The sequence below is a fragment of the Serratia sp. PGPR-27 genome, assembly GCF_022678525.1.
GTDB lineage: Bacteria > Pseudomonadota > Gammaproteobacteria > Enterobacterales > Enterobacteriaceae > Serratia > Serratia nematodiphila.
Window position 1 is genome coordinate 1 of sequence record NZ_JALBYS010000050.1, and the last position, 13,972, is coordinate 13,972.

At 59.9% G+C, this 13,972-nt stretch carries 13 protein-coding genes and 1 tRNA gene; 12 read left to right on the plus strand and 2 right to left on the minus strand.

Features of this window, described 5'->3' with window-relative positions; all coding sequences use genetic code 11:
* Positions 1 to 102: 102 nt before the first annotated feature.
* Positions 103 to 178, plus strand: a tRNA-Trp gene (locus tag MMS95_RS21495).
* 269 nt (positions 179 to 447) lie between these two features.
* Here MMS95_RS21495 and hdfR read toward each other — a convergent pair.
* A complete protein-coding gene (gene hdfR / locus MMS95_RS21500) occupies positions 448 to 1,275 on the minus strand; it encodes an HTH-type transcriptional regulator HdfR (protein WP_099982192.1) in 828 nt (275 codons plus the stop codon).
* 119 nt (positions 1,276 to 1,394) lie between these two features.
* On the opposite strand from hdfR, the gene MMS95_RS21505 reads away from it, so the two are divergent.
* Positions 1,395 to 1,733 carry a DUF413 domain-containing protein gene (locus MMS95_RS21505; protein ID WP_033631832.1) on the plus strand — a complete coding sequence of 113 codons (339 nt, stop codon included), beginning with the start codon at positions 1,395 to 1,397 and terminating at the stop codon, positions 1,731 to 1,733.
* Between the two features lie 27 nt (positions 1,734 to 1,760).
* Here MMS95_RS21505 and MMS95_RS21510 read toward each other — a convergent pair whose 3' ends face one another.
* A complete protein-coding gene (locus MMS95_RS21510) occupies positions 1,761 to 3,284 on the minus strand; it encodes a YifB family Mg chelatase-like AAA ATPase (RefSeq protein ID WP_242142253.1) in 1,524 nt (507 codons plus the stop codon).
* Between the two features lie 341 nt (positions 3,285 to 3,625).
* Here MMS95_RS21510 and MMS95_RS21515 point away from each other — a divergent pair, with 341 nt between their 5' ends.
* The 10 genes from MMS95_RS21515 (at position 3,626) to MMS95_RS21560 (ending at position 13,969) form a co-directional block, all read left to right on the plus strand.
* Positions 3,626 to 4,858 (plus strand): MFS transporter, encoded by a 1,233-nt coding sequence (locus MMS95_RS21515; protein WP_048326472.1) that lies wholly within the window; start codon positions 3,626 to 3,628, stop codon positions 4,856 to 4,858.
* Positions 4,859 to 4,991: 133 nt separating this feature from the next.
* Positions 4,992 to 5,090: an ilv operon leader peptide gene (gene ilvL / locus MMS95_RS21520; RefSeq protein WP_013814970.1), complete on the plus strand. Its 99-nt coding sequence runs from the start codon at positions 4,992 to 4,994 to the stop codon at positions 5,088 to 5,090.
* A gap of 142 nt (positions 5,091 to 5,232) precedes the next feature.
* A complete protein-coding gene (ilvG, locus tag MMS95_RS21525; RefSeq protein WP_082997732.1) occupies positions 5,233 to 6,879 on the plus strand; it encodes an acetolactate synthase 2 catalytic subunit in 1,647 nt (548 codons plus the stop codon).
* Positions 6,876 to 7,133, plus strand: coding sequence for an acetolactate synthase 2 small subunit (ilvM, locus tag MMS95_RS21530; RefSeq protein ID WP_004929955.1), 258 nt, complete (start codon positions 6,876 to 6,878; stop codon positions 7,131 to 7,133). Before ilvG ends, ilvM begins: the two co-directional genes overlap by 4 nt.
* A 23-nt stretch (positions 7,134 to 7,156) precedes the next feature.
* On the plus strand, positions 7,157 to 8,083 hold the full coding sequence (locus MMS95_RS21535) for a branched-chain amino acid transaminase (RefSeq protein WP_004929958.1): 927 nt from the start codon (positions 7,157 to 7,159) through the stop codon (positions 8,081 to 8,083).
* A 76-nt stretch (positions 8,084 to 8,159) separates the two neighbouring features.
* On the plus strand, positions 8,160 to 10,010 hold the full coding sequence (gene ilvD / locus MMS95_RS21540) for a dihydroxy-acid dehydratase (protein WP_033631836.1): 1,851 nt from the start codon (positions 8,160 to 8,162) through the stop codon (positions 10,008 to 10,010).
* Between the two features lie 5 nt (positions 10,011 to 10,015).
* Positions 10,016 to 11,560, plus strand: a complete 1,545-nt coding sequence (ilvA, locus tag MMS95_RS21545) for a threonine ammonia-lyase, biosynthetic (RefSeq protein ID WP_074056166.1) — start codon at positions 10,016 to 10,018, stop codon at positions 11,558 to 11,560.
* Between the two features lie 112 nt (positions 11,561 to 11,672).
* The gene (locus tag MMS95_RS21550; protein WP_004929965.1) at positions 11,673 to 12,668 is read left to right on the plus strand and encodes a hypothetical protein; all 996 of its coding nucleotides are present in this window, start codon (positions 11,673 to 11,675) and stop codon (positions 12,666 to 12,668) included.
* Positions 12,668 to 13,246, plus strand: coding sequence for a hypothetical protein (locus MMS95_RS21555; protein WP_347340963.1), 579 nt, complete (start codon positions 12,668 to 12,670; stop codon positions 13,244 to 13,246). Before MMS95_RS21550 ends, MMS95_RS21555 begins: the two co-directional genes overlap by 1 nt.
* A 21-nt stretch (positions 13,247 to 13,267) precedes the next feature.
* The gene (locus tag MMS95_RS21560; protein WP_015379392.1) at positions 13,268 to 13,969 is read left to right on the plus strand and encodes a DUF2461 domain-containing protein; all 702 of its coding nucleotides are present in this window, start codon (positions 13,268 to 13,270) and stop codon (positions 13,967 to 13,969) included.
* Positions 13,970 to 13,972: the final 3 nt, after the last annotated feature.

A 13,972-nucleotide genomic window follows, 5' to 3' on the forward strand; every position in this document is an offset into this window, starting at 1 on the left:
ACCTGCCTGTCACGCAGGGGGTCGCGGGTTCGAGCCCCGTCCGTTCCGCCACTTATTTAATTATGCCTGCTTTATTAGCAGGCATAATGTTAAGCGAGATTTAGGGGCGTAGCTCAGTTGGTAGAGCACCGGTCTCCAAAACCGGGTGTCGCGAGTTCGAGTCTCTCCGCCCCTGCCATATTAAGAACCCTTTGCGAAAGCAAAGGGTTTTTTTTTACCTATTATCCCTTTCCTTAGCGCGTTATCGTTTTGGAAAAGAGCGCATCGGCTGTTCTATGCTGATGTTTATCTGATCCGAGTTGCTCCATAACCTTTCGATCTTTACCTCCGCAGAGCTCCTGATTCTCCTGCCATTTTGCATTTTCTTCTCTCAGAAGGCGATGGGCGGCTTTTGGCATGATAGACAGCCAAGACCACGGTGGCGGCGTTTAAGGCCGCCATAGCGCTTTAGGCTGCGGTATTTAAAGGTATTTTAAGTAATTGCCGAATCAAAGGTTGTTGATCGCTATTTTGCAACCAGACGGCATACAGTGGGCGGATAATCGGCGGGATCTCGCTGGCGGCCACCAGCTGTGGGTACTCTTTTTCCCAATGGCTGGGCAGGAAAGCGCATCCGCCCGTGGTTTCCAACAGCTGACGCGTCAGGTGAGCGGAGGTGGTGGTAAGCACCGGTACGTTATCACCTTCCAACATGCGGTTTTCCTGTTGGTGGAAGTCGGCTCCCCATTCCAGCTTGATGTAGGGCATTGGGGTCTGTTTGTCACGATAAGCGGATGAGAACAGGCGTAATGAGAAATTGCTCAGCTGCTGGCTGGCCAATTCATCCATCTTCGGCGGTTCAGTGGTGATCAGTAAATCGAGCTGCCTTTCATGCAGTTGTTTTACCAAAGAGTGCCTTAATGCCACCCTGGCTTCTAGCTGCAGCGCCTCGCGTTGTTGATAGAGTGCTTGCAACCAGGGAGTCAGATAGGCCTCCCACAACGAAGCGGTAGCGCCGATCGATAACTCGGTGTGTTGCAGCGAACGCACGACTTCCTTCTTCGCCAACTGCCAGGTGTTCATCAGGCTCTCGGCATAGGGCAGAAGCCGCTCGCCGGCAGGCGTCAGGCGGATGTTATTGCGATGACGGGTAAATAAATTTGCGCCCAACTGGTTTTCTAGCTGACGGATGCGGAAACTGACCGCGGACTGCGTTAAGTACAAGGATTCTGCGGCTCTGCCAAAGTGACGCGTTCTACTGACCTCCAAAAAGGTTTTCAGTAATTCGGTATCCACACCTATCTCCAAAAAAATTTGTCGTTAAGATTTAAATGTTTTGTTTTACACGCTGTCAAGCCTATCTAATACTCCGCGCCATAAACAGCACGGCCATAAGAGAATTAGGAGCGTGTCAGATGGCGGATAGCTTCACCACGACCAATCGTTTTTTTGATAATAAACATTACCCTCGCGGGTTCTCCCGTCACGGCGATTTCACCATTAAAGAGGCGCAATTGCTAGAGCGCTTCGGCTACGCGTTTAACGAGCTGGACTCGGGCAAACGCCAGCCGGTCACTGAAGAAGAACAGCTGTTCGTCGCAGTGTGCCGCGGTGAGCGCGAAGCGGCTACCGAGCAGGAAAAAGTATGGGCTAAATATCTGGCGCGCACACGTCGCCCGAAGAAATTCCATACTCTGTCCGGCGGTAAACCGCAGGCTGACGCAGTAGAAGATTACAGCGACAGCGAAGACTAAAGACTATGGGGCCTGCGGGCCCCATTTTCATTCCAGACTGCGATGCAGTTGTAACAGCAGACGGTCCATACTGCGATAGCCCAGTGCTTCGCTGAGGTGGTGCCTGTCGAGTTCAGCATCTCCCGCCAAATCCGCCAGCGTGCGCGCCACTTTCAAGATGCGCTGCCAGGCGCGAACCGATAACCCCAGCGTGTTTAATGTTGCTTCCAAAAACTCGGCGTCAGCCGCCTGCAAAACGCAATCTCGTTCCACTTCGCGGTTGCTCAACAGCGCGTTGACTTTACCTGCGCGTTCGAGCTGCCGGGTGCGTGCCTGCTGCACCCTTTTCCGTACTTGTTCGCTGCTTTCTCCATGGGTTTTCCGATGACTGAGCGTACCCGGCGGCAACAACGGTACTTCGATAGACAGATCGAAACGCTCGAGAAAAGGCCCTGACAGCCGGGCCAGATAGCGCAACACCTGCTGCGGTGAGGCGCGATTGTGCAATCCCTGATAATGCCCTGTCGGGCTGGGGTTCATTGCCGCGATCAGTTGCACCCTGGCGGGGAAACAGACCTTGGCGTTGGCACGTGAAATCACGATCTCGCCGGATTCCAACGGCTCACGCAGCGCATCCAGTACCTTACGCTCGAATTCCGGCAGTTCATCCAGAAACAGCACGCCGTTATGCGCCATCGAGATCTCACCCGGTCGCGGCAGTGAGCCGCCGCCGACCAATGCCGCCACCGAGGCGCTGTGGTGCGGTGCGCGGAACGGCCTCTGACGCCATGGTAGAGCGGCGGGAATGTGATGCTGCAAGCTGGCGACTGCCAGGCTTTCCAACGCCTCAGCCTCCGTCAGCGGCGGCAGCAAGCCCGTGAGACGGCTGGCCAGCATGGTTTTACCGGTGCCCGGTGGTCCAATCAACAGCAGGTTATGCCCGCCGGCGGCGGCGATCTCTAATGCCCGCTTGGCCTGTTCCTGGCCGATGATGTCGCGCAGGTCGGTGTTTTCGCACGCGTTGTCCGCGTCGGGGGGCGTGGCCGCCACCGGCAGTTCGCCTTGGCCGAGCAGAAAAGCGCAGACTTCCAGCAGGTGTTGGGCGGTATGGGAGTGCGACTGCGCGATCAGGCCGACTTCGGCGGCGTTGTCCGTCGACAGGATCAATTGTCGCCTGGCGTCAGCCGCCGCCAGCGCCGCCGGGATGGCACCTCTGACCGCGCGCAGTGCGCCAGACAGCGCGAGCTCGCCAAGAAACTCGTAGCGCGCCAACGGCGCGAGGGGCAATTGCTCGGAGGCGGCGAGGATCGCCAGCGCTATTGGCAGATCGTAACGCCCGCCTTCTTTCGGCAGATCGGCGGGCGCCAAATTGACAGTGATGCGCCGGGCGGGAAAGGTGAAACCGCTGTTGATCAGGGCGCTGCGCACCCGATCGCGCGCCTCTTTTACCGTGGTTTCCGGCAGGCCGACCAGCGTCAGGCCGGGCAGGCCATTGCTGATATGCACCTCCACCGTCACGGAAGGGGCCTGAACGCCGATGATGGCGCGGCTATAGATTAACGCCAGTGACATATCGCTCTCCTTGCTGAGGACGACATGATGCGTGATTCATTCTGGCATTGCGCGGCGTTATTGGTGGTTTTTCTAGGGGGTTCGCAGCGTAATTGCTCATTTTCATCGAAGTAAATGAGATTGTGCGAGCCGCCTCGCATCCTGCGGCAATACCCATTAACAATTCGCTGAAGGCTGCAACACATTAGCGGCCCATACACATTGCAATCATAGGGTTAACGGGTGTATTTAACAATTGATTAAAAGAAAAATCACTTCTTTAACAAGCCCCGACCGCCGCCGCATTCTGCCCGGCAGCCGCTAAACCTCCTGACTTCGTACTCTACGGTAGGGATAACACTATGTTTGGTTGGACCCCGCTGCAACGCAACGCGGCAATCGCCAGCTTTTCAAGCTGGACGCTCGACGCTTTTGATTTTTTCGTGCTGGTATTCTTACTCAGCGACATCGCGCAGTCCTTTCACGTCGGTCTGGAACAAGTCACGTTGGCGATTCTGCTCACGCTGGCGGTGCGCCCGATTGGCGCGCTGATCTTCGGGCGTGCGGCGGAAAAATATGGCCGCAAGCCGATCCTGATGTTGAATATCGTCTTTTTCTCGGTGTTTGAGCTGCTCTCTGCCGCCGCGCCCTCGCTGACGGTCTTCTTGCTGTTGCGGGTGTTGTACGGTGTTGCGATGGGCGGCATTTGGGGCGTGGCGTCATCGTTGGCGATGGAAACCATACCGGACCGCTCACGCGGCCTGATGTCGGGTATTTTCCAGGCCGGCTATCCGTTTGGTTATCTGCTGGCGGCGGTGGTGTACGGCCTGCTGTTCGAAACGGTCGGCTGGCGCGGTATGTTCGTCATCGGCGCGGCGCCGATCCTGCTGCTGCCGTTTATTTATTATTGCGTGCAGGAGTCGCCGGTATGGCTGGCGGCGCGTGAACGCAAAGAGAGCACCGCCTTGCTGCCGGTGTTGAAGAGCCACTGGAAGCTGTGCTGCTATCTGGTGCTGCTGATGGCGGCGTTCAATTTCTTCTCCCACGGTACGCAGGATCTGTATCCGGTGTTTCTGAAAGTTCAGCACGGTTTCGACCCTAAAACCGTCAGTATCATCGCCATTAGCTACAATATCGCGTCAATTATCGGTGGTGTTTTCTTCGGTTCGTTGTCAGAAAAGATCGGCCGCAAAAAAGCGATCATCATTGCCGCGCTGTTGGCGCTGCCGGTGATCCCGCTGTGGGCGTTTTCCAGCGGTTCGCTGATGTTGGGGATCGGCGCTTTCCTGATGCAGTTCATGGTTCAGGGCGCCTGGGGCGTGGTGCCGACCTATCTGACCGAGTTGGTGCCGGCCAACACCCGCGCGGTGCTGCCGGGGTTCGTGTACCAGCTGGGTAACCTGATCGCCTCGGTCAACGCCACGCTGCAAGCCACCATCGCCGAGCATCATGGGCATAATTACGGTCTGGCGATGGCGATCGTCGCCGGTACGGTGGCGGTGGCGATCGCCCTGTTGGTGTTCTTCGGCAAGGATACGCGCGGCCAGGCGATCACCGACGCGGTAGAAAATCCGGGTATGCGCGCCAACGTGTGAAAGAGGGGCGATTCGCGTGAGGTATGACCAGATTGCGCCGAATAATAACGCAAAAAAAGTGTTGTCATGTCGCGCGCGGCTGTGGTACCTCTGTAAGCATTAGTTCTGAATGAGCACAGTGAACAAACCCATTATGAAAGCCTTTGCCCAAGTGATTAGCCTAGTCGTGATTAGCGTGGTGGTGATTATTATCCCACCGTGCGGGGCTGCACTTGGACGAAGAAAGGCTTAGCAAACAAGCCGGAATCGCAAGAGAACCCCCGCACCGTCAGGTCCGGGGGTTTTTTATTGGCAAGAGAAAAGTGGAGCAAGGGGCAGAGCATGAAAAACAGAACAAAATCCTGCAGTTGTCGAAGAAAGGCGGGGAAATAACTATGAATGGCGCTCAGTGGGTAGTTCAAGCGTTGCGTGCGCAGGGTGTGGATACCGTATTCGGCTATCCGGGCGGGGCAATCATGCCGGTGTACGATGCGTTGTATGACGGCGGCGTGGAACACCTGCTGTGCCGCCATGAACAGGGCGCCGCCATGGCCGCCATCGGCTACGCCCGCGCCACCGGCAAAGTCGGCGTTTGCATCGCCACTTCCGGCCCTGGTGCCACCAACCTGATCACTGGCCTGGCTGATGCGCTGCTCGATTCCGTTCCTGTTGTCGCCATCACCGGCCAGGTGGGTTCCGCGCTGATCGGCACCGATGCCTTTCAGGAGATCGATGTTCTCGGCCTGTCTCTGGCCTGCACCAAGCACAGCTTCCTGGTGGAGTCGCTGGACGCCTTGCCGGGCATCATGGCGGAAGCGTTCGCCATCGCCGCAGGCGGCCGCCCCGGTCCGGTGCTGATCGATATCCCGAAAGACATCCAGCTGGCGCAGGGGGACTTGCACCCGCATCTGATGCCGGTTGACGAAGCGCCGGCGTTCCCGGCGGCGGCGTTGGCCGAGGCGGCCGCGCTGCTGGCGCAGGCGCACAAACCGATGCTGTACGTCGGCGGCGGCGTGGGCATGGCGCAGGCGGTGCCGGCGCTGCGTGAATTTATCGCGGTGACCCGCATGCCGAACGTCGCCACCCTGAAGGGGCTGGGCGCGCCGGACGCGCAAGATCCGCTGTATCTCGGCATGTTGGGCATGCATGGCGCCAAGGCCGCCAACCTGGCGGTGCAGGAGTGCGATCTGCTGATCGCCGTCGGCGCGCGTTTCGATGATCGCGTGACCGGCAAACTGAACGCCTTCGCGCCGCACGCCAAAGTGATCCACATGGATATCGACCCGGCGGAAATGAGCAAGCTGCGCCAGGCGCATGTGGCCCTGCAGGGCGATCTGAAAGCATTGCTGCCGGCGTTGCAGCGCCCGCTGGACATCGCCGCCTGGCAGCAGCAGGTGACGGCGCTGAAAGCCGAGCACGCCTGCCGCTACGATCACCCCGGCCAGCCGATCTACGCGCCGCTGTTCTTGCGCCAGCTGTCTGACCGCAAGCCGGCCAACAGCGTAGTGACCACCGACGTCGGTCAGCACCAGATGTGGAGCGCGCAGCACATGACGTTCGAGCGTCCGGAGAATTTCATCACCTCCAGCGGCCTCGGCACCATGGGATTCGGCGTGCCGGCCGCGGTAGGCGCTCAGATTGCCCGCCCGCAAGATACGGTGATCTGCGTCTCGGGCGATGGCTCCTTCATGATGAACGTGCAGGAACTGGGCACCATCAAGCGCAAGCAGCTGCCGCTTAAGATCGTGCTGTTGGACAACCAGCGCCTTGGGATGGTGCGTCAATGGCAGCAGCTGTTCTTCGACGGCCGCTACAGCGAAACCAACCTGTCCGATAACCCCGACTTCCTGATGTTGGCCGCCGCCTTCGGCATTCCCGGCCAACGCATCAGCCGCAAGGATCAGGTGGAGGGTGCCCTCGAGGCGCTGTTCAACACCGAAGGCCCTTATCTGCTGCAGGTCTCTATCGACGAACTCGAAAACGTCTGGCCGCTGGTGCCGCCGGGCGCCGGCAACGAAACCATGTTGGAGGAAATATCATGATGCAGCATCAACTCTCGATCCAGGCGCGTTTTCGCCCCGAAATGTTAGAGCGCGTATTGCGGGTCGTGCGTCATCGCGGCTTTCAGGTTTGTGCTATGAATATGGTTTCCCCGGCCAACGCCGACAGCATCAATATCGAATTGACCGTTGCCAGCCCGCGCCCGGTTGCCCTGTTGTCATCTCAATTAAGTAAACTGATGGACGTCTCCTGCGTCGAGATCCAGCAGCCAACATCACAACAAATACGCGCCTGAGGCGCCGAGAAGGATAAATAACAATGACAAAGAAAGCCGATTACATTTGGTTCAATGGTGAGATGGTTCCTTGGGCCGAGGCCAAAGTGCACGTGATGTCGCACGCGCTGCATTACGGTACGTCGGTATTTGAAGGCGTGCGCTGCTACGACTCGCACTTGGGGCCGGTGGTGTTCCGCCATCGCGAGCATATGCAGCGCCTGCATGACTCGGCGAAAATCTACCGCATGCCGGTTTCGCAAAGCGTCGACGAACTGATGGAAGCCTGCCGCGCCACGCTGCGCAAGAACAATCTGGTCAGCGCCTACATTCGCCCGCTGGTGTTCGTCGGTGATGTCGGCATGGGCGTCAACCCGCCGGCCGGTTATAAAACGGACGTGATTATCGCGGCGTTTCCTTGGGGCGCTTACCTGGGTGAAGAGGCGCTGGAGCAAGGCATCGATGCGATGGTCTCCTCCTGGCACCGCGCCGCGCCGAACACCATCCCGACCGCGGCCAAAGCCGGCGGCAACTATCTTTCCTCTCTGCTGGTGGGCAGCGAAGCGCGCCGCCACGGCTATCAGGAAGGCATCGCGCTCGACGTGCACGGCTACATTTCCGAAGGGGCGGGCGAGAACCTGTTCCAGGTGAAAGACGGCGTGATTTACACCCCGCCGTTCACCTCGTCGGCGCTGCCGGGCATCACCCGCGATGCGATCATCAAGCTGGCGAAAGACATGGGCTTCGAAGTGCGTGAGCAGGTGCTGTCGCGCGAATCGCTGTACCTGGCCGATGAGGTGTTCATGTCCGGCACTGCGGCGGAGATCACGCCGGTGCGCAGCGTGGACGGCATTCAGGTCGGTATCGGTAAACGTGGCCCGGTGACCAAACAGATCCAACAGGCGTTCTTCGGCCTGTTCACCGGCAAGACCGAAGACAAGTACGGTTGGCTGGATCCGGTAAACCCGTAACGACAAGACAGACAGATAAGAATATCCAGGCGGTTCGTTCGCCGCCTGTCATAAATACATTTGGAGTGAAAAGAGCATGCCTAAGTACCGTTCCGCCACCACCACCCACGGCCGCAATATGGCGGGTGCCCGCGCATTGTGGCGCGCGACCGGGATGACCGACGCCGATTTCGGCAAGCCGATCATCGCCGTGGTCAACTCCTTTACCCAGTTCGTGCCTGGTCATGTGCATCTGCGCGATCTGGGCAAACTGGTCGCCGAACAGATCGAAGCCTCCGGCGGCGTGGCCAAAGAGTTCAACACCATCGCGGTGGATGACGGCATCGCCATGGGCCACGGCGGCATGCTCTATTCCCTGCCGTCGCGCGAGCTGATCGCCGACTCGGTCGAATACATGGTGAACGCCCACTGCGCCGACGCGATGGTGTGCATCTCCAACTGCGACAAGATCACCCCGGGCATGCTGATGGCGGCGTTGCGCCTGAACATTCCGGTGATCTTCGTCTCCGGCGGCCCGATGGAAGCCGGCAAAACCAAACTCTCCAACCAGATCATCAAGCTGGATCTGGTGGACGCGATGATCCAGGGCGCGAACCCGAACGTCAGCGACGCCGACAGCGAGCAGATCGAGCGTTCCGCCTGCCCGACCTGCGGCTCTTGCTCCGGCATGTTTACCGCCAACTCGATGAACTGCCTGACCGAAGCGCTGGGCCTGTCGCAGCCGGGCAACGGTTCGCTGCTGGCCACCCACGCCGATCGCAAAGAGCTGTTCCTCAACGCCGGCAAGCGCATCGTCGAGCTGACCAAACGCTATTACGAGCAGGACGACGAGAGCGCGCTGCCGCGCAATATCGCCAACAAGGCGGCATTTGAAAACGCCATGACGCTGGACATCGCCATGGGCGGCTCGACCAATACCGTGCTGCACCTGCTGGCTTCGGCGCAGGAAGGCGAGGTGGACTTCACCATGGAGGACATCGATCGCCTGTCGCGCAAAGTGCCGCACCTGTGCAAGGTGGCGCCGAGCACGCAGAAATATCACATGGAAGACGTGCACCGCGCCGGTGGGGTGATCGGCATCCTCGGCGAGCTGGATCGCGCCGGCTTGCTGAACCGCGAGGTGAACAACGTGCTGGGGCTGACCCTGCCGCAGACGCTGGAAGCCTACGACGTGATGCTGACCCGCGACGAAAGCGTCAAGAAAATGTACTCCGCCGGACCGGCCGGTATCCGCACCACGCAGGCATTCTCTCAGGACTGCCGTTGGGATTCGCTGGACACCGACCGCAAGGAAGGCTGCATCCGCACCCGCGAGCACGCCTACAGTCAGGACGGCGGATTGGCGGTGCTGTACGGCAACCTGGCGGAAAACGGCTGCATCGTCAAAACCGCCGGCGTGGATAAAGAAATCCTCACCTTCCGCGGCCCGGCCAAAGTCTATGAAAGCCAGGATGAGGCGGTAGACGCCATCCTCGGCGGCAAAGTGGTGGCGGGCGACGTGGTCGTTATCCGTTACGAAGGGCCGAAAGGCGGCCCGGGCATGCAGGAAATGCTTTATCCAACCACTTACCTGAAATCGATGGGGCTGGGCAAGGCGTGTGCGCTGATCACCGACGGGCGTTTCTCCGGCGGCACCTCCGGGTTGTCCATTGGCCACGCCTCGCCGGAGGCGGCCAGCGGCGGCCTGATCGCCCTGGTGCAGGACGGCGACATGATCGCAATCGACATTCCTCATCGCGGCATCCAGCTGGATGTCAGCGAGCAGGAGCTGGCGGCGCGGCATGAGGCGGAACTGGCGCGTGGCGACGCGGCCTGGACGCCGAAAAATCGTGAGCGTCAGGTGTCCTTCGCGCTGCGCGCCTACGCCTCGTTGGCCACCAGCGCCGATAAAGGCGCGGTGCGCGACAAGAGCAAACTGGGGGGATAAGCAGCATGGCGGTCTCTCAACCCCTACCCAGCGCCCCCTGCGGCGCGGAATATCTGCGAGCGGTACTGCGCTCGCCGGTTTACGAGGTGGCGCAAGTCACCCCGTTGCAGGCCATGAGCAAAATCTCTTCGCGCCTCGGCAACACCATTTTGGTGAAGCGCGAAGATCGCCAGCCGGTGCACAGCTTCAAGCTGCGCGGGGCCTATGCGATGATCGCCGGGCTGAACGAAGAGCAGAAGGCGCGCGGCGTCGTGACGGCTTCGGCCGGCAACCACGCGCAGGGTGTCGCCTTCTCCGGTAAACGGCTGGGCATCAAAACGCTGATCGTGATGCCGGTGTCCACTGCGGACATCAAGGTGGATGCGGTGCGCGGTTTCGGCGGCGAAGTGTTGCTGCACGGCGCCAATTTCGACGAGGCCAAGGCGAAGGCGATTGAACTTTCCCAACAGCAGGGCATGACCTTCGTGCCGCCGTTCGATCACCCGACGGTGATCGCCGGGCAGGGCACGCTGGCGATGGAGCTGCTGCAGCAAGACGCGCATCTGGATCGGGTTTTCGTGCCGGTCGGCGGCGGCGGCCTGGCCGCCGGGGTGGCGGTGCTGATCAAACAGCTGATGCCGCAGATCAAAGTGATCGGCGTCGAGGCGGAAGACTCCGCCTGTCTGCGCGCTGCGCTGGATGCCGGCCATCCGGTGGATCTGGCGCGCGTCGGGCTGTTCGCCGAAGGCGTGGCGGTGAAACGCATCGGCGACGAAACGTTCCGCCTGTGCCGTGAGTATCTGGACGACGTGATCACCGTGGACAGCGACGCCATCTGCGCGGCGGTCAAAGATCTGTTCGAGGACGTGCGTGCCATCGCCGAACCTTCCGGCGCGCTGGCGCTGGCGGGGCTGAAAAAGTACGTCCAGCAGCACAACATTCAGGGCGAGCGTCTGGCGCACGTGCTGTCCGGCGCCAACCTCAACTTCCACGGGCTGCGTTACGTTTCCGAGCGCTGCGAACTGGGCGAACAGCGCGAAGCGCTGCTGGCGGTGACCATTCCGGAACAGCAGGGCAGCTTCCTCAAGTTCTGCCAGCTGCTGGGCGGGCGCTCGGTGACCGAATTCAACTACCGCTACGCCGATGCCGACAACGCCTGCATTTTCGTCGGCGTGCGGCTGACGCGCGGCCACGCCGAACGGCGGGAGATCATCGACGAACTCAACGCCGACGGTTACCAGGTGGTGGATCTGTCGGACGACGAGATGGCTAAACTGCACGTGCGCTACATGGTGGGCGGGCGTCCGTCGAAGCCGCTGCGCGAGAGGCTGTACAGCTTTGAGTTTCCGGAGTCGCCGGGCGCGCTGCTGAAGTTCCTGCAAACGCTGGGCACACACTGGAACATCTCGCTGTTCCACTATCGCAGTCACGGCACCGACTTCGGCCGGGTGCTGGCGGCCTTCGAACTGGCGCAAAGCGAGCCGGAATTCGAGCGGCACCTGCAGGCGCTGGGCTACGATTGCCACGACGAAACCGACAACCCGGCGTTCCGCTTCTTTTTGCAGGGGTGAGCCGGATTGATAAGCAACCGTGACGCGTTAGTCAGTTTATAGGTTGCATGGTTGTGATTTTGTCGTGCATTTTTATACTGCCAAGACTTCTGACGTATAGGGATGCACGACAATGAAAACCGCTTTTTCTACGCCGTTCGGTTCTCCCGAAGACGATTTGACCAACGCCGAATTTGCCCGCTTGTTGGGCAATGCCGGGGTACAAGAGTTCTATCGCGATATTAATCTGCAAGCCTTGCAGGACTCGCTGGACTGCAGCCTCGCTTTTCATGGCGTGGGAATTATTTTTTCCGACGGGCAAAACTCATTTTTAGTCCGCCCGACGCAGCACACCGGTTATTCGAACGCTTCGCAGGTCACCCACGTGGTCATCAGCAAAACGGTGGCTCATACCTCGCGCGTTGCCGCGACCAATACGCTATCGGAAGCGTTGAGCAAACCCAGCGTCAGCAAAGAGTTGGCCTCGGCCGCGCTGTCGTGCGGAACGCTGCTGGTATCGGTATTTTTACTGGCGTCGGGCAGCGTCGCCGTGCCGTTCACCGGCGGCACCAGCTCTGCGGTGGCTTATCTGGGCTATGCCGGCATGGCCGCCAGCGCGCTGCAGTGCGGCAATGGGCTATACCGTGTCAACAAGCTGTATGACGGGAAAGGCGATGAATTGGCGCAGCTCGACTCTGAGCAGTGGTATATCGCCACCAGCACCGTACTCGATGTGATCTCGCTGGCCAGCGCGGGAGCCGCCCTGAAGGAAGCGACGATGACCTACCGCGCCATGCGCCGCATTTCGGCGCGCAAGGCGACGGAATGGCTAAAAAGCATGCCCCGCAGCGAAAGGAAGCGGCTGACCGAAAACATCATTCGAGCGGAAAATCCGGGGATTTCCAATAACGTCTTGAAAGAAATGGTGAAGAACGGCTTATACCCGAAGCGTTACCCGACGGAAGCGATCCAAAACGGGCTGCGTCAGCAATTGCATTCGGCGCTCAATAACGCGTTAACGTTCGTGGGCAGCGGCATCAGCGGCACCCTGTCTGCGCCGGTGAATGTGAAAACCACCGGGCAGTATTTTGTGGGCATTATGCAGAAATTGCCGCAGATGGTGAGGTAATGGCGGACTGGATGATTAAACGCCTGATCGCGCAGGGCCGGGAGATGGAAAGCCAAATCGCGGCGCGCGATCGCGCGCTTTTCGCCGGCGTGGATGCGCAGCTTGAGCAGCATTTCCTGACGCCGGGCCAGCGGCTGTCACCGCCGGGCGTCGGCAATGTCATGTTGCTGATGGTATGCCTGACGCTGGGGCTGGCGGGCGTGATGAGCCTGGCCACGGACGTGGCGGCCGCCTGGAGCGGCAGGACTTCCGCCGCCGTTCTCATGGGCAGCGGCGCGATCGTGGCGGTGTGGATGACGCTGATCCTGTTCCAACTGGTGCAGGGGAAAAACAGCGGGGTGGTATTGCTGCAATACTATCTTGGCATGCTCGGTCTGTGTTGCCTTGGCGCTGCAGTAGCGTGGGCGACGGGCATGACCGGCATCGCCACCGTTGCCATGTTGCTGGGGGGCGCGGTGGGTGGTGCGCTATTCAGCAATCGGGCGGCGTTCTACCTGTATGTCGCTTATTTTCGCACGCGTCGGCGCGTGTTTATCAAACGCCGTTGGCAGAGGGAAGATCTGCGCAACACCCGATAAATCGTCAGAACGGAAAAGCTTATGACGCAACCTTTCTCCGGCTTTAGTCAGCAGGGCCTGAATTTCCTGCAGCAGGTGCGGATTGAGAATGATAAGGCGTGGTTCGACGGCAACCGCGACATCTACGATCGCGAGCTGCTGGCGCCGTTCCGCGCGCTGGTGGAGCAGCTGGCTCCCGGCATGTTGGCGATCGATCCGCAGTTCGAGACTCGCCCGGCGATCGGCAAAACGCTGTCGCGCATTCATCGCGATACGCGCTTTTCTCATGATAAATCGCGCTACCGCAGCCGCATGTGGCTGACGTTCAAGCGCCCGAGCAAAGACTGGAAAGATGCGCCGGTGTATTTTTTTGAACTGGGGCCGGACATGTTGCGCTATGGGCTCGGCTACTACAGCGCCAACAAGCCGACCATGGATCTGTTCCGCCATACGCTGAGGCAGCGGCCGCAGCCTTTCCTTGAGGTGGCCGCCTGCTGCCGGCCGCCGTTCGAGCTGGTGGGCGAAAGCTACAAGCGCCCGCTGGTGAAGGAGCAGGCGGCGGAGATCGCCACCTGGTATAACCGCAAGTCGTTTGCGGTGATGGTGACCGACAGCGAAGTGGAAAAGCTGTTCAGCGCCGATCTGGCGCCGCAGCTGGCCGGGGCATTTTTGCAGCTTGAGCCGCTCTACCACTGGCTGATGCAGGTAGAGACGATGAAGCAGATCGATCCGGCGGATCTGTAAACC